Annotated in this window: 18 protein-coding genes; 6 read left to right on the top strand and 12 right to left on the bottom strand. The window is 44.9% G+C overall.

All coding sequences use genetic code 11. The annotated features are described in order from the left end of the window. Nucleotides 1-32: 32 nt before the first annotated feature. The 5 genes from VXP95_RS08740 to eat form a co-directional block, all read right to left on the bottom strand. Nucleotides 33-1,880, bottom strand: coding sequence for a mechanosensitive ion channel (locus tag VXP95_RS08740; RefSeq protein WP_416711858.1), 1,848 nt, complete (start codon nucleotides 1,878-1,880; stop codon nucleotides 33-35). 201 nt (nucleotides 1,881-2,081) lie between these two features. Beyond that, nucleotides 2,082-2,408 carry a hypothetical protein gene (locus VXP95_RS08745; protein ID WP_416681371.1) on the bottom strand — a complete coding sequence of 109 codons (327 nt, stop codon included), beginning with the start codon at nucleotides 2,406-2,408 and terminating at the stop codon, nucleotides 2,082-2,084. A 139-nt stretch (nucleotides 2,409-2,547) separates the two neighbouring features. Next, the gene (eutC, locus tag VXP95_RS08750) at nucleotides 2,548-3,363 is read right to left on the bottom strand and encodes an ethanolamine ammonia-lyase subunit EutC (protein WP_064102490.1); all 816 of its coding nucleotides are present in this window, start codon (nucleotides 3,361-3,363) and stop codon (nucleotides 2,548-2,550) included. Nucleotides 3,364-3,372: 9 nt separating this feature from the next. Continuing rightward, complete coding sequence (locus tag VXP95_RS08755; RefSeq protein ID WP_064096441.1) at nucleotides 3,373-4,758, bottom strand: ethanolamine ammonia-lyase subunit EutB; 1,386 nt, start codon at nucleotides 4,756-4,758, stop codon at nucleotides 3,373-3,375. Between the two features lie 25 nt (nucleotides 4,759-4,783). Further along, nucleotides 4,784-6,226 (bottom strand): ethanolamine permease, encoded by a 1,443-nt coding sequence (eat, locus tag VXP95_RS08760; protein WP_416711859.1) that lies wholly within the window; start codon nucleotides 6,224-6,226, stop codon nucleotides 4,784-4,786. Nucleotides 6,227-6,375: 149 nt separating this feature from the next. Here eat and VXP95_RS08765 point away from each other — a divergent pair, with 149 nt between their 5' ends. The 5 genes from VXP95_RS08765 to VXP95_RS08785 all read left to right on the top strand — a co-directional run bounded on the left by VXP95_RS08765 (nucleotide 6,376) and on the right by VXP95_RS08785 (nucleotide 10,237). After that, nucleotides 6,376-6,798 (top strand): hypothetical protein, encoded by a 423-nt coding sequence (locus VXP95_RS08765; protein WP_064096443.1) that lies wholly within the window; start codon nucleotides 6,376-6,378, stop codon nucleotides 6,796-6,798. A gap of 277 nt (nucleotides 6,799-7,075) precedes the next feature. Beyond that, nucleotides 7,076-8,008: a transporter substrate-binding domain-containing protein gene (locus tag VXP95_RS08770; protein WP_064102492.1), complete on the top strand. Its 933-nt coding sequence runs from the start codon at nucleotides 7,076-7,078 to the stop codon at nucleotides 8,006-8,008. Nucleotides 8,009-8,070: 62 nt separating this feature from the next. Continuing rightward, nucleotides 8,071-8,814, top strand: a complete 744-nt coding sequence (locus tag VXP95_RS08775; protein ID WP_416711860.1) for an amino acid ABC transporter permease — start codon at nucleotides 8,071-8,073, stop codon at nucleotides 8,812-8,814. Beyond that, nucleotides 8,814-9,497, top strand: coding sequence for an ABC transporter permease subunit (locus tag VXP95_RS08780; RefSeq protein WP_416706045.1), 684 nt, complete (start codon nucleotides 8,814-8,816; stop codon nucleotides 9,495-9,497). The genes VXP95_RS08775 and VXP95_RS08780 overlap by 1 nt, the downstream gene beginning before the upstream one ends. Before the next feature lie 14 nt (nucleotides 9,498-9,511). Continuing rightward, entirely contained in the window at nucleotides 9,512-10,237 is a 726-nt protein-coding gene (locus VXP95_RS08785; protein ID WP_171254964.1) for an amino acid ABC transporter ATP-binding protein, read from the top strand. Nucleotides 10,238-10,306: 69 nt separating this feature from the next. Here VXP95_RS08785 and VXP95_RS08790 read toward each other — a convergent pair whose 3' ends face one another. Beyond that, nucleotides 10,307-11,068, bottom strand: coding sequence for a ferredoxin--NADP reductase (locus VXP95_RS08790; protein WP_416711861.1), 762 nt, complete (start codon nucleotides 11,066-11,068; stop codon nucleotides 10,307-10,309). Between the two features lie 85 nt (nucleotides 11,069-11,153). On the opposite strand from VXP95_RS08790, the gene gigC reads away from it, so the two are divergent. Further along, nucleotides 11,154-12,032: a LysR family transcriptional regulator GigC gene (gene gigC / locus VXP95_RS08795; RefSeq protein ID WP_064096449.1), complete on the top strand. Its 879-nt coding sequence runs from the start codon at nucleotides 11,154-11,156 to the stop codon at nucleotides 12,030-12,032. 34 nt (nucleotides 12,033-12,066) lie between these two features. On the opposite strand, the gene VXP95_RS08800 is transcribed toward gigC, so the two are convergent. The 6 genes from VXP95_RS08800 to nuoM form a co-directional block, all read right to left on the bottom strand. Next, complete coding sequence (locus tag VXP95_RS08800; protein ID WP_416706047.1) at nucleotides 12,067-12,687, bottom strand: cold shock domain-containing protein; 621 nt, start codon at nucleotides 12,685-12,687, stop codon at nucleotides 12,067-12,069. A gap of 170 nt (nucleotides 12,688-12,857) precedes the next feature. After that, nucleotides 12,858-13,217 (bottom strand): hypothetical protein, encoded by a 360-nt coding sequence (locus VXP95_RS08805; protein WP_416711862.1) that lies wholly within the window; start codon nucleotides 13,215-13,217, stop codon nucleotides 12,858-12,860. Nucleotides 13,218-13,419: 202 nt separating this feature from the next. Continuing rightward, nucleotides 13,420-13,713: a cold-shock protein gene (locus VXP95_RS08810; RefSeq protein WP_064096452.1), complete on the bottom strand. Its 294-nt coding sequence runs from the start codon at nucleotides 13,711-13,713 to the stop codon at nucleotides 13,420-13,422. An 84-nt stretch (nucleotides 13,714-13,797) separates the two neighbouring features. Then, a complete protein-coding gene (gene upp / locus VXP95_RS08815) occupies nucleotides 13,798-14,433 on the bottom strand; it encodes a uracil phosphoribosyltransferase (RefSeq protein WP_064096453.1) in 636 nt (211 codons plus the stop codon). Nucleotides 14,434-14,557: 124 nt separating this feature from the next. Further along, nucleotides 14,558-16,102 carry an NADH-quinone oxidoreductase subunit NuoN gene (gene nuoN / locus VXP95_RS08820; RefSeq protein ID WP_416711863.1) on the bottom strand — a complete coding sequence of 515 codons (1,545 nt, stop codon included), beginning with the start codon at nucleotides 16,100-16,102 and terminating at the stop codon, nucleotides 14,558-14,560. 3 nt (nucleotides 16,103-16,105) lie between these two features. Continuing rightward, on the bottom strand, nucleotides 16,106-17,719 hold the full coding sequence (nuoM, locus tag VXP95_RS08825; protein ID WP_144724026.1) for an NADH-quinone oxidoreductase subunit M: 1,614 nt from the start codon (nucleotides 17,717-17,719) through the stop codon (nucleotides 16,106-16,108). Nucleotide 17,720: the final 1 nt, after the last annotated feature.

The following is a 17,720-nucleotide window of genomic DNA, read 5'->3' on the forward strand; positions in this document are numbered from 1 at the left end:
AAGCGTGGTCGATTTCTCTTAGAAATAACAGGTTATTTCAGGTCATCTTTGTTTTGGGTAGAACGGTCAATATCAACATTCGGCTCTTTTTCTCCGGTTGAACCAAATGGATTATTGGCTGGCGGATGAGTCGGATCGACTTTTACTGAATCCGGTACAGCTTGATCCTCGCCCGGGACCGGATCAATACCCAAAGACTCATCATCCTGTGGCGCAGTCGTAAGGATGGCCGGTGTCGTATGAGATAAATCGTCATCTATAGGGGTATTATCTGAGTCTTGATTTGGCACGATACCTGCTCCTGGAGTTGTGATTGAAGAATCATTAGTACCTGTTCCGGTAGTACGGTTTTTGCCACCTAAGCCAGAGAATATACTGTTTTCAGCTTTGTCTTTGACCGGATTTGGATGTTTAGCTTCTCGTTTGGCTTTGTCAATCAGATCTGTAAGTACACGCTCAGCAGGTTGACGGCCGCCCAGACCAAATGCCAAGGCAAATGCCACCGCTACAGCACCTAGAGTTAAACCGAATGCCAGGTTAACAATTGAATCGGCAATGCCCATGGCACGCAGACCCATTGCTACAACTAGTCCCATGATCAGAACACGAACCAGATTCCCTAACCAGTGTGAACTCTTGTATTCGCCGCGCTGTACGATATTGGCAACGATATTGGCCAGCCAGAAACCGATAACCAGAATTACCGCACCTAGCAGGATGTTGGCACCAAAGTAGATGAACATCGCAATCAGGCCACTGATCTGTTCAAAGCCAAGGCGATTCGCTGCTTCCGATACTGCAAATAGCATGGTGAAGAAAACGATCAGATAACCGACTACACTTGAAAGTTTAGTCGTTCCTAAAAAGCGCTGGACGTCCAGTTTGGCAGGAACTTCATCAACACCTGTACCGGCGATTACTTCAACTACCAGAGCAGCAACCAGTTTAGACACCACATAAGCCAGTATCAGAATCAACGCAGCAGCGATGATATTTGGAATGGCATTCATGATTTCATACAGCATGGCTGTAGCAGGCTGAGAAATTGCCTCGATACCGAGTGCTTCAAATGCAATGATGAGTGCAGTAATAATGACCACGGCGAAGATGAATGTACCAATTACCTGGGCGACATTCGAGTTTTTAAAAATTCCTACTTTTTCAGCATGCTGTTGTAAATTAAAACTATTTACCAGTCCTTCCACGATACCACGTAAAATTTTAGCCAGGATATAACCGACAAAAATGATCACTGCAGCAATAAAGATATTTGGTAAATAACTTACGACATCAGTCAGCATATTTTCAACCGGTAACAACAGACCGTTGAGACCTAGAATCGAGAGTACGATTGGCAAAAATAGCAACAGGATTAACCAGTAAACAATTTGACTGATGTTTTGGCTGATCGGACTGACACCTACTTCCGCACTGAGTTTTTCATCCAGTTGCGTTCGGTCAAGTACCTTCTGCAATCCCATCTTGACCAGATTGGCTACAATCCAGCCTATGAATCCAATTGCAATTGCACCTAGTAACTGCGGGATAAATAACAGGAACTGCTCGATCATATTACTGAATGGACCACTGACACCAGTAAGATTCAGTACATTCAGTGCACCAATCACGGCAATAATCAGAATAATCCAGAATACGACACGGGCAACAATACTTTCTACATTAGAGTGATGGCCTGTCGCCGTATTTAAGTGTGTATTGGTCCCCAGTTTCTGCAAGAGCTTTTTAACAGCTGCCGAAACCAGTAACGCAATGATCCAGCCAATTACTAAGATGGCAATTGCACTAAGAATGGGATAAAACTGATCCCAATAGTACATTGCATCGAAGCCACCACGCGGGCTTCTCATATAATCATTCATGTTGTTCTACCCTCATTGTTATTAAGCTATTTATCTGAAATCGGGGCATGTCCCTGAAGCAATCAGCCCCTTCTTCTTCCGGATTCATATTTGGATTTGATGTTTTCAGACTTACACCAGGTAGATGGCACTGCCTTCAAACATCATGCTCCATTGCAAAAAAGCCCCAGTGGTTCACTAGAGCTTTTCAGGTATTTTTAGTTATTGGGTGGCCTGCCCATCAGTCGCGGTTGCAGTTGCTTCTGTACCATCAGTTGCAGTTGCTTCAGTTCCATTATTCATGGTAGCAGTGCCTTGTGTAGGCTCACCGACTGGGGTAGAATTATTTGGGGTAGCAGGCTGCACATTTGGATTTGGATGCCCAGCAGGCGCATCACTTGCATCTGGCTTCATGTCAGAAAACATATAAAACAGTAGGGCAAGTAAAAAAATACCGACCAAAATCAAGATATAAACAGGGATACGCTTTTTCTGCGTCACGTCTGCCTGATGATTCAAAGGTGGTTTTTTATTGAAATCATCGACCATAACCATCCTCACTCTTTGTTATTCATAAGTAGATTTTTAGAATAACAAGCTGTGAATAAGGCTTCTGTGACAAAACATGGTGAGATGGTGACGAGATGTAAGTCACTAATCCCTCAGAATTCTCTCATTGATGCCTTGGTTAAAATAGCCGTTTTACTGAGGTATGTTGCATATCGACTGGGGTTTGGTGTTCATCTTTCAACTGCACCCCTGAAAGCTTAAGTTCGCAGGATTTACGCATCAATGCCACCAGTCGCTGAATGGCAATTGGATATGCCAGACCTGCAGGCCGCACATTGGAAATACAGTTACGCAAGGCATCATGACAGCCTTTAAAAGCATTATAAGTATAGTAAATACCCATACTGTCTGGTGAGCTTAAGCCTGGCCGCTCACCAATCAGCATAACCAGCATTTTGGCTTTCAAGATTTCTGCGACTTCATCCCCTAAAGCGACCCGACTGCCTTGTGCAATTACCATGGGCGCAACCTTCCAGCCTCCCTCCTTGCAAGCGTCTATCAAGGCTGGAACAAAATAAGGTGCATTTTCCTCAATAGCACGCGCCGACAGCCCATCTCCCAGCACAATGGCTACATCCCAATGTTGCTGATGTTCGGCCCGGTATTGCTGCAACATCGTTTTGGATTGTTGTGAAAGCACACGCCCGAGATCGGGACGTTTAAGATAAAGATCTTTCTCTACCGCCTGACTGTCAATTTCCAGAATGGGTAGTCCTGTTTTACTCAAACCCGCTTTTAACGATTCAACATCAAGTGGCTTCAGTACGGCATCTTTGGCCTGAGCATGCGCTAGCTGAAATTCCAGACTTGGTCGAGTCGGCAAGCTGCCACCAGTTCGGCCTAAGGCAATCCGTGCATCAGTAAAAGCTTTCAATTTCTGCCAGGGATTATCCTGTAATTGGGACTCAAATTTCACATCGGCAATCAGTTTCATAGTACTTCCTCAAGACAGGATTAGACGTGAAAATTGCTTCGGTAGCTCGGTCGGCCAGTGCAGCTGATTGGACTGTTGCGCCAAAATTCCCTGCTGCTCCAGCCAGTGGTCAAATTCGGGGGCCGCTTTTAATCCCAGTAATTGCCGGATGTAGAGCGCATCATGAAAGGAGGTCGTCTGATAATTCAGCATCACATCATCTGAACCGGGAATACCCATGATAAAATTCAGTCCGGCATTGGCAAGCAAGGTCAGCAGTACATCCATATCATCCTGATCGGCATCGGCATGGTTGGTGTAGCAAATATCGCAGCCCATTGGCACACCGAGCAGCTTGCCACAAAAATGGTCTTCCAGTCCGGCCCGGATAATCTGCTTGCCGTTATACAGATATTCCGGCCCGATAAAGCCGACTACAGTATTGACCAGCAAGGGATTAAACTTACGTGCCACGGCGTAGGCACGCGCTTCCACAGTCTGTTGATCCACGCCATGATGGCCATTGCTAGACAAGGCACTGCCCTGTCCGGTTTCAAAATACATGACATTTTGGCCCACGGTGCCGCGTTGCAGGCTTAAGGTCGCCTCATAACCTTCCTGCAACAGCGCCAGATTGATGCCGAAACCGGTATTGGCTTTTTCGGTTCCCGCAATGGACTGGAACATTAAATCAATCGGAACATTTTTATTTGCCAGCTGAATGCCGGACGTGATATGGGTCAAAACACAAGACTGGGTCGGAATCTTATATTCCTGGATAATATGATCGAGCAGTTTGAGCAGCTCAGTCAAATTCTGCAGATTATCTGTCGCCGGGTTGATTCCGATGACCGCATCTCCATTGCCATACATCAGTCCATCCAGAATCGAAGCTGAGATTCCCATCAAATCATCAGTCGGATGGTTCGGCTGCAAGCGGGTGGAAAGATGCCCTTTCAGACCAATGGTATTTCTAAAACGTGTGATTACACGACATTTTTTTGCCACTAGAATCAGATCCTGATTGCGCATAATCTTGCTCACTGCCGCGACCATTTCCGGAATCAGACCCATTTTTAAAGCAGCAAGTTTTTCTGTGGTGGCATCTGCACTGAGCAGCCAGTTACGAAAATCTCCAACAGTAAAATGCGAGATCGGATAAAAGGCATCAGCATCATGTTCATCCATGATCAGGCGGGTGACCTCGTCCTTTTCATAAGGAACCACTGCTTCTTGCAAAAACTGCTGTAACGGCACTTCTGCCAGACACATTTGTGCAGCGACCCGCTCGGTTGCATCAGTGGCCGCAATCCCTGCCAGCTGATCACCAGAACGTTCAGGCGTAGCCTTGGCCAACAGGGTTTTTAAATCCTCAAAAACATAATACTGACTGGCCACATTGATCTGATACAGCATAAGCGTTTTCTCCCTGATAGATAATTTATTTCAATTCCTTTTCTGCTGCCTCGATACGGGCAAATTCTTCTTCCGGTGTACCTACCACCAGATGATGACGGCTATACAGCAGGAAATAGAGAATCAGTGCAATGTAAATGGCAGCTGCCATTAACCAGACTTTTGGATCAACCAGAAAGCCTGCGACCACTGCAATGGCTGCAAGTACTAAAGCAATCGATGCCGTGACAATACCACCTGGTGCTTTATATGGACGTGCCAGATTTGGTCGAGACAGTTTAAGCTTGATGTAGGACATCATCATCAAGACATAGGAAATAGTGGCACCAAAGACTGCCATCAGAATCAGCAGATCACCTTCACCCGAAAGGGACAACAGGAAGCCAATAATCCCCGGAATAATGATGGCCAAATAAGGTGCATGATTGCTGTTGGTCAAGGACAGTTTTTTCGGTAAATAACCGGCACGTGAGAGTGCAAAAATTTGACGGGAATAGGCATAGATAATCGAGAAGAAACTGGCGATCAGACCCGCCAGCCCGACAAAATTCACGAAACTTGCCATCCAGGTATTGGCGCCATACACTGCAACCAAGGCATCCACCAGTGGTGCACCAGAATCTTTCAGCGTATCTGCACCTGCTGCGCCAGGACCGAGCAGCAAAATACTCAGGGCAAAGAATGCCAGAATCAGCATGGAACCAATCAGGCCACGCGGCAAGGATTTGGCTGGCTCTTTGGCCTCCTCGGCTGCCAGTGGCACCCCTTCAACTGCCAGAAAAAACCAGATCGCATAAGGCACTGCTGCCCAGATACCCAGATAACCCAATGGCAGGAAACTGCTTGCACCAACTGCTTTCGTACTGACTGCAATATCAAACAGGTTTGCACTATCAAAATAGGGCAACATGCCAAAGATAAACACCATCAAGGCAATCGCGGCAATGGCGGTGATCACAAACATGATTTTGAGTGCTTCACCTACACCTTTCAGATGCAAGCCCATAAAAACCAGATAGCTCACCAGATAAATGATCCAGCCGCCAATACCAAACAAGGCCTCGCAATAGGCGCCAATAAAACAGGCAATTGCTGCCGGAGCAATGGCATACTCAATCAGGATGGCACTTCCGGTCAGATAGCCGCCAAAGGGGCCAAAAGCAGTACGGGCAAAACTGTATCCCCCACCGGCGGTAGGCAGCATGGTCGACATTTCGGACATGGCCAAGCACATACACAGATACATGAATGCCACTACAATGGTCGCAATAAACATACCTCCCCAGCCCGCCTGTGCCAGACCGAAATTCCAGCCGGCAAAATCACCGGAAATCACATACGCGACCCCCAGACCAACAAGAAGCAGCCAGCCTACAGCACCCTTCTTGAGCTGTCGCAAGGCAAAATAATCTTCCTGTACTGCTGTTTCAGTCACACCGGTATCAATCACACTTTTTGATTCTGACATAGCAACCTCGTTATTTTTATCGTTGTTCCCTGAAAATATGCATAAGTCGTACCAGTTACGGGAGCTACAGCGAAGACATCCGGAACGCTGCCTTTCAGCGATGAAATGCGTTATAATTATCCACCTTTTCATTTATACACCCGAGTTATATGGCGTATCGTCAACAAAGTGTATCGCTTGATCTTGATACTGACGTCACACATCAATGCATGCTGCACTACAGCCGCGATCAGCATCTGATTGGAATTATTGAATTCAGCAAGCCAAGCTTCCTGCTTCGCTGGCAGGATCTGGAATATTTCCGTCGCCGTACCGAGGAATTTTCCGTGATGCCTTTTCCGGACTGTGTCAATGCAATGATTATCGATATTCGAGATGTAACGGCATGGCTGGATAATGAAGTGCCAATTATTCCGTGGCGCTTACTGGAAGAAGACTGTCCAGTGCGTCTGGTCGTGCCTGCAGACCGTATTGAGCACTATGCAGGATTCTTTGAACCGACCTGGCTCAGCTCCGATGTCGAAACCGCCATTCAGGAAATCCGTGAATCCATGGATATGTTTGTACATTAAGCTTGAAACAAAAAACCTCCGCAATGGAGGTTTTTTATGACTTATTGTTTTTTCGTCTTTTGAACCTAAGCCTCATACCTATTTGCATCTTGTCCCTGATCCACCAGGTTTTCTTTTTAAGTCAGTAACATTTCAGCAATAAATTCAGCTTGAGTCCTGCTGGAATTATCCACTAAGATGAATATAAACGAGCATTTAGACTTTATAGCAATAATCTTAATACAGTCTCAGCACAAAAATAGGCTCGATCATAATAATGGAAAAATGGAGTTTCACGATGAAATTAAAATCTCAATTGGCTACCTTGCTGTGTGCCACCCCGCTGATCTTGGGACTGAGTGCCTGTAGTGATAATCAGGCGCCAAATACTCAGCAAAGCGGCGAGAAGGCTTCCGGCACACTCAATAAAATCAAACAGTCCGGCACCATTGTTTTAGGTTATCGCGACTCCTCGATTCCATTTTCCTATATTGCCGACAACCCGAATCAACCCGTCGGCTATGCGCATGATCTGCAACTAAAAGTGGTCGAAGCCGTCAAACAGAAGCTGAACATGCCTGATCTAAAAATCCGTTATAACCTGGTAACCAGCCAGAACCGGATTCCTCTGGTTTCCAATGGTACGGTTGATCTGGAATGTGGATCGACAACTAACAACAAAGAACGTCAGCAACAGGTCGATTTCTCAGTCGGCTTCTTTGAAGTGGGTTCCCGCCTGTTAACCGCAACCGATTCCGGAATCAAGGACTTTAGCGATCTTAAAGGTAAAAAGGTCGTCACCACTGCCGGCACCACATCTGAACGTTATATCCGCCAGCACGAAAAAGAACTGGGTATTGGTGAAATTATTTCTGCCAAAGATCATGCAGAATCCTTTTTGATGCTGCAAAATGGCCGGGCTGCAGCCTTCATGATGGATGACATTCTGCTGGCCGGAGAAAAATCCAAGGCTAAAAATCCTGAGAAGTGGCACATTGTTGGCACTGCCCCGATTCATGAAATTTATGGCTGTATGCTGCGTAAGGGTGACCCCGAGTTTAAGCAGGTTGTGGATGATGCTATTAAAGCCACGTATAGCTCCGGTGAAATCAACAATATGTATAAAAAATGGTTCCAGTCGCCTATTCCACCCAAGAATATCAACTTGAACTATGCCATGTCTGATGCGTTAAAAAATTTGATCAGCAACCCGCATGACCGTGATCAATAAGCATTGAATCTTATCCACCTTACTTAAGCCTAATATGTTTAAGGATCTTTGTTGGAGTTGCGATGAATTATAGCTGGAATTGGGGTGTCTTATTGCAACCGACCGGGATTGGGGATACCACCTATCTGAACTGGATCATGACGGGTATTGGCTGGTTGGCTGTGATTGCGATTATCGCCTGGTCAATTGCCATGCTGCTGGGTAGCCTCTTAGGCATCATGCGGACCTTACCCAGTCCTACAGCTCGGGCTATTGGAACGGCCTATGTGACCATTTTCCGTAATGTGCCTTTACTGATCCAGTTATTTATCTGGTTTTATGTGGTGCCCAACTTTCTGCCCAGCTATATTCATAACTGGTGGATCAATGATTTAGGCGCCAATACCACGGCACTAATTTCTGCCAGTATCGGCTTGGGGCTGTTTACCGCAGCGCGGGTTTGCGAACAGGTACGTACCGGGATTGAAGCTATTCCAAGCGGACAGGTCAATGCCGGCTATGCCATGGGTTTTAGCACTGCACAATTGTATCGCTATGTGATCTTACCGCAGTCTTTCCGTTTGATCTTGCCACCGCTCAGTTCTGAACTGACCAACTGCGTCAAGAATACCTCGGTGGCTTCACTGGTCGGGGTTGCAGAAATCATTTCCCAGATGAAAACCATCAGTGAATACACCCAGAATACCATCGAGATTTACACCTACGTCACCCTGATTTTTATCCTGATCAATGTCTGCTTAATCAGTTTCATGAATTTTCTGGAAAAGCGCTTTCAGGTACCTGGACTAATTGCAGGAGTGAAATAATGGAAGGGTTCACTGCATTTTTTCAGGATTTACAGCTTTCCGCACCAGCACTCTGGCATGGTTTCAGTATCACTTTAAAAGTTGTATGTTTTGCCACGGTTGGCGGGATTCTGATTGGTACCTTGCTTGCTTTGATGCGGCTGTCATCAATCCGGGTATTGAAATGGCTTGCCAAAGGCTATGTGAATCTGTTTCGCTCCATTCCCCTGCTGCTGGTGCTGATGTGGTTCTATTTTGCTGTGCCCTTTATCTATACCGGGCTGACTGGCAAATACCTGACTATGGATACAGCCCTGGTATCCAGTATTGTCGCCTTTATGCTGTTTGAAGCCGCCTATTTTTCGGAAATTGTCCGTGCCGGGATTCAGTCCATTCCGAAGGGTCAAACCGATGCTGCCTCTGCACTGGGGATGAGTTATGGCCAGTCCATGCGACTGATTGTTCTGCCTCAAGCCTTTCGCAAGATGACACCGCTGTTATTACAACAGACTATTATTCTGTTTCAGGACTCGACCATGGTCTATGCCATTGGCCTGCTGGACTTTTTCCGTACCAGCTATGTCCGGGGGGACCTGATGTCTTTACTGACCCAATATATTCTTTTTGCCGGCTTGGTGTATTTCACCGTTAGCCTGATTGCCACGTATATCGTGAAAAAATTACAGCAGAGGTTAACTGTATGAACGAAGCCAAAGTCATGATTGACCTCCAGCATGTCAGTAAATGGTATAAAGATTTTCAAGTACTGACTGACTGCACGACGCAGATCCGGCAAGGTGAAGTTGTCGTTGTCTGCGGTCCTTCAGGCTCAGGAAAATCCACCCTGATTAAAACCGTCAATGGCCTAGAACCTATCCAGCAAGGCAATATTCTGGTCGATGGAATTAAAATTAATGATCCGAAAACAAATTTGAATAAATTACGCAGTCGCGTCGGCATGGTCTTCCAACATTTTGAATTGTTCCCGCATCTCAGCATTACCGAAAACCTGAGCATTGCCCAGATCAAGGTATTGGGCCGTTCTGAAGCCGAAGCCAAACAGAAAGGGCTTGCCTATCTGGATCGTGTCGGCTTAAGTGCGCAAGCCAATAAATATCCGGCACAACTTTCTGGCGGACAACAGCAACGTGTTGCGATTGCCCGTGCATTGAGTATGGATCCGATTGCCATGTTATTTGATGAACCGACTTCTGCACTTGATCCCGAGATGATTAATGAAGTGCTCGATGTCATGGTCGGACTGGCCCAAGAAGGTATGACCATGATGTGTGTCACGCATGAAATGGGCTTTGCCCGACAGGTCGCCAACCGGGTGATCTTTATGGATCAGGGAAAAATTGTGGAAGATTGCAGTAAAGACGATTTCTTCAATACCCCGCGTGGTGAGCGTGCCCAGCAATTCCTGAACAAGATTCTGCACTAAGCTGTCATTATTCACCTTGCAGATAAACAAGCTCATCCAAGGATGAGCTTGTTTATCTGCAAGTCAGACTTACCAGTAATTTTCTACTGCAATATTTCCTTCACCACGCCGGTTCATGGTTAGGCCACGGGCCTTTAAAGCTTCTTTGGTGTCGTTCACCATCTCCGGATTACCGCAAAGCATGACATGGGTCGTTTCCGGATTAAACGTTAAACCCGCTACCTTTTCCAGTTCACCATTGGCAATCAGCACCGGTAAGCGGTCGTGCAAAGGTGCATCAGGTTCACGGGTAATCACCGGGATAAATTTAAAACCGCTATGCCCTTCGCCAAAGGTCTGGGCAATTTCCTGAATCCGCTCTACATAAGCAAGTTCATCCTGGGTGCGTACACTATAAACCAGATTGATCTTTTCGTATTTGCTCCAGGTTTCAAAGTCTTGTAACATGCAGATAAATGGTGCCAGACCCGTCCCAGTACCCATTAGCCACAGGTCTTTCGGTAAAGGCAACTGATAACGTGCCAGAGTCAGATAGCCATAAGAAATTTTTTCCAGAAACAGCTCATCCCCGACTTTGAGATGCTGTAAATTGGAAGTAAATTTACCTTCGGGTACGACTACCGAGAAAAACTCCAGGATTTCATCAAAAGGGGATGAAACCACTGAATAGGCACGAACTACCAGTTCATCTCCCACCTGTAGGCCAATACGCGCAAACTGTCCGGCCGTAAACTTGAAATGTGCCGGGCGCGTCATCGTAAAACTAAATAATGTATTGGTCCAACGATGTACAGATAAAACTTTTTCTTGGGTAAATTTTTCAATTGACATGATTTCAACGTGGCATGAAAGACTATGCTCATGGTAGCATGGCAGCATAATTTATTAATATTTTTTAAATGTTAAGGCTCTACTCATGCGCATGACTTTACGCCAATTGGCTGTTTTTGTAGCAGTGGCACAAGAGGGTACCGTAACGAAGGCTAGCGATGCCGTCAAGCTTACACAAAGTGCGGCTAGTATGGCGTTAGCAGATCTGGAAGATGGTCTGGGTGCTCCACTATTTGACCGTCTGGGCAAACGCTTACAGCTGAATGATCTAGGGCGCTTTCTTCTCCCTCAAGCCCTGGAAATTTTAGGTCGCTGTGAATCGTTTGAACAAGTCGCCAAAGGCGAGCTGCAAAGTATCGATTTACGTTTAGGCGCAACTCTGACAATTTCAGATTATCTGATTCCTGACCTGATGGCCGATTTCCTGAAAATTCAGCCGCAAACCCATTTACAGCTTCAGGTTGGCAATACCCGTCAAATGATTGAAGCGGTAAATCAGTTCCAGCTGGATCTTGCCCTGATCGAAGGCTCCTGTCATCTTCCGCAGTTACAATGTATCCATTGGCGTGATGATGAGCTGGCCGTATGCTGTGCACCAGATCATCCCCTTGCACAATTGAACCGTGAGCTGACCGCTGAAGACTTCAAATCTGTGGAATGGATTTTGCGTGAAGAAGGTTCAGGTACCCGTGAAGTGTTTGACAATGCCATTTTAAAAGATGTGCCAGATGCCAGCATTCGTCTCACCCTTGGACATAATGAAGCCATCTTGAAAATTGTAGCAGGTGGAATCGGCATGTCCTGTATTTCCAAACTTGCGATTGAACCATTACGTGAGAAAGGTCAATTGGTGATTCTGGATACCCCATTCTGGTCGTTGACTCGTCCGCTATTTATGCTGGTGCATCGCCAGAAATATCAGGGCCCAGGGCTAAAAGCCTTTATGAATTTTTGTGAAAGCTAACAATAAAAAAAAGCACCTGAAGGTGCTTTTTTTATTACCATCTATTTTTAAATTGCCCTTCACATGGCTCGCCATCACGATCACCATCCATCATTGTTCCAGGGCAATGATTAATAAAGAATACCGCCTCTTCGTAAGAACGCATTTCTGAACAATGCTTTCGACCATCACAACTATATAAGTCAGCATGATTTGTTCTAGGGTTATTTACCAGCTGAGATGTATTAGTTACTTCAGCAGCCTGCATTTTTAATGTTTCTCTTTGATATATTCCCGATATAAATGGAATAAAAATAGCACCGAATATAGTTAAAATAATTAAACCAACAAGAAAATTTATAAAATTAAATCCCTTTGTCTTCTTCTCTGTTTTCCGCAGATTACTTTTTCTTTGATTGGGATTATTCACAAATTTACTCTGTGGTATATGACGATCAATTTCAACTTTAACATCCAGCCGGACAATATGGTCTGCCTTAAACTTTCCATTATCTTCCACAATCAGAAACTTTAATTTTTCCCCAATTCTTGGCGGAATTTTTTTATTGGGAAAGTCTGTGACATGAAAAAATAATTCTTTAGATTGCCCTTCGATCTGAATAAAACCAAAACCACGCTCTTCGTGAAAAGTTTTAATTTTCCCCTCTTGAAACATAATTCACTCTTATCTTTAATATTTTTAATAATTGTAATGAAAAAGAGACTATAAAGCTTTCTTGATTTTTTTGATGCTGAAACAAAAAAGCACCGCAAGGTGCCTGTTAAAATTGAAGAATAGATAAATTCCAAGTTAAAAATAGAAAATAGGCACTCTCTAGCGTAACTTTAAACTTCACCAAAAATCATAAAACCAACAGCTGATACCAATGCCAGCCATAGTGTCGGACTAAAGAAAAGTGAATTGCGTACCGGAACAGACACTGTAGGTGCCAAGGACTGTAAGGCAACAATATCTGGCACAAACTCATCCTGCACTTTAATATCAAGGCGCACCATATTGTCCAGTTTCATCTGACCTTGGTCGACAATGACTCTAAATTTAAGCCGTTCTCCGATTTGTGGTTCAATTTCAGGCGAAGGTAAATCCTGTAGCTTAAAACCTAATTCTTGAGCTTCTCCTGTGATCTGCAAAATACCCACAGCACCTTCGCAATCATAAGCTTTGATTTTTCCATCCTTAAACATGACATTTATCTCTATTAATCAACAAATGTATTTTAATTGAGGAGAAATAGGGAGGATTGTAGAGCTTTGGTGGAAATTTTATTGTTTGCGTAAAGAAAAACAGGCTTTAGGTTACAAAGCCTGTTTTAAACCTGCCACTGACAAATTCTTATATAAATAAAGAGGCACGAATGCCTCTTTATTTAGCCCTACCCATTGTAGATTAGCGCTTAAGGTTTGATAATAATGCAGAAGTAATTGACTGGTTATGTGCAGCAACCTTAGATTTTTTAGCTTTCTTTGATTTGTCTTCGACACGTTCAATCTTGATCGCTTTATATTTGTCACCATTTTCAACCACATTAAATTTCACGCGTTCATTGCGTTTTGGTTCCCCTTCTGCTGCAGGGAAGTCTGAAATATGGAAGAAGACATCTCCTTCAGTGCAGCCAATAAAACCGAAACCTTTGGCAGAATCATACTTCTTGATTTTGCCCTGATACAATTCATCTTTCATGCTGTTGTCCTATTCTGAAAATGCCTTTTCTACATTATATAAAAAAGAGGCTGTAGTAGCCCCTTTTTTCATTCCATTCAAAAATTAGTCTTTTTGAACTGAACCGAAGATTTTATCGCCAGCATCGCCAAGACCCGGAACGATATAACCATTTTCATTTAAACCGCTGTCAATGGATGCAGTAAACATAATGACATCCGGATGTGCAGCTTCTACACGTTTAATCCCTTCCGGCGCAGCCACCAGAACCATCACACGAATGTCTTTACAGCCGCTGGCTTTCAGCACGTCAATTGCCGCTACAAGAGAAGAACCTGTCGCCAACATTGGATCAATGATCATTGCGATACGGTTTTGTACGTCTGGAACCAGTTTTTTATAGTAAGTACGTGCTTCCAGGGTTTCTTCATCACGCTCTAAACCAAGTACAGATACTTTTGCGCTTGGGATCAGGTTAAGGAAACCATCGAGCATGCCAATACCGGCACGTAGAATCGGCACAACCGTGATTTTTTTACCGGCAATACGGTCAACCGTTACAGCCCCATTCCAGCCGTTAATGTCGTGTTCAACCATTGGCAGGTCTTTGGTCGCTTCATAAGTCAGAAGCATCGTCACTTCTTGAGCTAACTCACGGAAGTTCTTGGTACTGATATCTGCACGACGGAGTAAACCAAGTTTATGTCGGATGAGCGGATGACGGATTTCATGGATTGCCACGGGAGAACACCTAAAAGGTTAAAGATAAATTTCCGCTATTATAAAGGCATTTATTCGTTTGTATAAATAAAAAAGCCCCCAATCATGGAGGCTTTTTTTGTAATAACATTAATCTTTGCAGATATTAGTTAAAACCACTTTGTACCAGAGTAAAAATGAACTGCTGTAATTCAGGTGACATTGCAAAGAATGCATACTTAGATACTGCAATCACTGGATCTGGGTAGACACCAATCACAAGTACCGCAAGCGCAGCAAGAAGCACCATGATACCGCCGACTTTTTGACCCCAATGATTCACCGCATCTAGACGTGGTGTTTCAGGCGGTGTCATATAAAGTACAACCATTACACGCAGATAATAATACAAACCGATACCAGAGCCCAAGATAACCATTGCACTCAGGAACCATGCTTCGCCTGCAACTGCAGTTTTAATCACCAGGAATTTACCGATAAAACCGGCAGTTAAAGGAATACCTGCAAGAGACAACATCATGACGGTTAATACAGCAGTCAATACCGGACGGCGCCAGAACAGACCACGGTATTCAGCCAGACTACCCGCTTCGTCAGTATTGTTATACGGACTAGACATCAGTGTCACGACACCGAACGCACCAATCGTCGTTAACACATAGGTAATCACGTAGACGTTTACACTTTCAAAAGTCGCAAAACCTTGAACCTGCAAGAAATCGGTATTACGCGAAGTAACGATGGCAACCAGCAAATAACCAAAGTGTGCAATTGAAGAGTATGCCAGGATACGTTTCAAGTTCACCTGACGAACCGCCAGCAAGTTACCTGCAAGGATAGACAGAACTGCAATAATCGAAATGATAGTGACGAAGCTGTCCGCCAGGATTAGGCCTGAAGACAAAGCATAACGAACAAACAGACCAATCATTGCCACTTTCGCTACTGTCGCAAGGAAAGTCGCGATTGGTGCTGGCGCACCCGCGTATACGTCTGGTGTCCATTTGTGGAATGGTGCCAGCGATAATTTAAATGCCACAGCAAATACAATTAATGCCAGACCAATCACGACAGCCGGTTGGCTGAATGCAGTAAACAGCTTGCCCGGTTCTGCAACGAAACTTAAGCTGCCGGTATAAGCATAAACATAGGCCATACCCATCAACAGCATTGCAGATGCCGTTGCTGAAAGCACCAGATATTTCACACCTGCTTCAAGCGATTGAGAACGTTGATGTGTATATGCCAACAAGCCGTATACAGGGATCGACATCAATTCAAGGCTGATAAAGAATGATGCATAGTGCGAGCTTGCTACCATCAGCAGGGCACCCGCAACGGATATCAGCATCAAGATATACAGCTCTTCACGGTTATCTTTATAAGTTTCGATGTAGGCATGTGACAGAGTGCTACATGCAAGTGCAGCAATCAGGATCACAAACTGGTACAGCATCGTAAACGGATCTACGAGGAACAGATTCATCACATTGGCAGGTGCAAATACGCCCGCCAACAAAACGAAAATGATATAAATCGCAGCAAGGTTTAAACCAATCACTGTGGTTGTAGCCACCAGATTATGGTTACGCTTGATTGCGGTCAGCAACATCACGACGATCGCAGTTAACGACACGATCATCACAGGTGCTAGAGGCATAAGCTCAGAAAAAGACATTGTGAAGTTCATGGCTTATTGGATCTCCACATTTTCAAGTTGAGTCGTTACTTGATTAGTAACTTCAACCACTTCTTGAACTGGAATGTAGCTATTCGCTAACCACGCCATGCTTGAGTTTGAAATATCAAGGAAGCTTTGTGGATATAGACCAAGCCAAAGTAGACCAAACGCACAGATCAGCAATAATACAGTTTCACGTGCATTTAGATCTTTTAACGGATTTGTATAGTGCTGCTTTTGTGCTTCACTTGGTACACCAAACAGGGATTTGTGAATCAGGATCAGACCGTACAGACCCGCAAACACCAAGCTGATCGCAGCAAGAATGGTAAACGCCGGGAATTGTGCATAAGCACCCATCAGGATCAGGAACTCACCAATGAAGTTACCTAGACCCGGAATACCCACCAATGCCGCAACGAAGAACATCAGGAAGAATGCAAGATACGGGAACTGACCACGCATACCACCCATCAAACGCATATCACGCGTATGCACACGCTCGTATACCTGACCGCACATAATGAACAGTGCAGCAGATGAAATACCATGTGCCAACATCATGATCATCAAACCCTGGAAGGTCAGGATGTTACCTGCATAGATTGCAAGTAAAACGAAGCCCATGTGTGAAATAGAGGTATAAGCCAACAGGCGTTTCATGTCTGTTTGCTGGAAAGCACACCAAGCACCGTAGAAGATACCAATTAAACCCAGGATGATCGCGAAGTCTGCAAACTGTGCAGATGCTGCCGGGAAGAATGGAATCACAAAACGAAGCAGGCCGTATGCAGCTGTCTTAATCAAGATACCTGCAAGATCGACAGAACCCGCTGTTGGTGCTTGTGCATGTGCATCTGGTAACCAGCCGTGTAATGGGAAAACTGGAAGTTTTACCGCAAAACCGATGAATAAACAGATCATGAATGCATAAGCAACTGCTGGAGCCTGAGCATCAAGCGTATTCGCCACACCTAATAAATAGTTGTAGTCGAAACGGATTTCGCCAGTCAGGGTGTAGCCTACTGTGACCAGACCCAGGATACCAATCAGCATCACCAGACCTGCGACCTGCGTGTAGATGAAGAACTTGGTTGCTGCATATACGCGTGACTTGCCTGCTGCCCCTTTATGACCCCAAAGGGCAATCAGGAAGTAGATTGGCACCAGCATCATCTCCCAGAAGAAGAAGAACAGGAACAGGTCAATCGCGAGGAATACACCAATTACACCACCCAAAGACCATAACAGGTTGAGGTGGAAGAAACCCACATTCTTTTGAATCTCACCCCATGAACAGCCGACTGCCAAAACACCTAGAAGTGCAGTCAAACCAACCATAAGAAGTGATAAACCATCCACTGCAAGGTGAATGTTAATGCCCAGAGTTTGAATCCAAGGCAGTTTGAATTCGGCAGCCCACGAAGGTGTAGCACCGCCTAATTCATAGTTATAAGTACCAGTCTGCCAAAGGACGATAGTCAAGACCAACGTCACCAGCATACCGATCAACGCGATATAACGCGGCAAGTGCTGGTCGAGTTTATCGACCAACCAGCATATGAAACCTGCAATGAACGGAATGAGGATCAGAGCCGGCAAAATAATATTGTTTGGAGCTTCCATT

Origin of the sequence: Acinetobacter sp. 226, assembly GCF_048147925.1 — a bacterium.
GTDB lineage: Bacteria > Pseudomonadota > Gammaproteobacteria > Pseudomonadales > Moraxellaceae > Acinetobacter > Acinetobacter pecorum.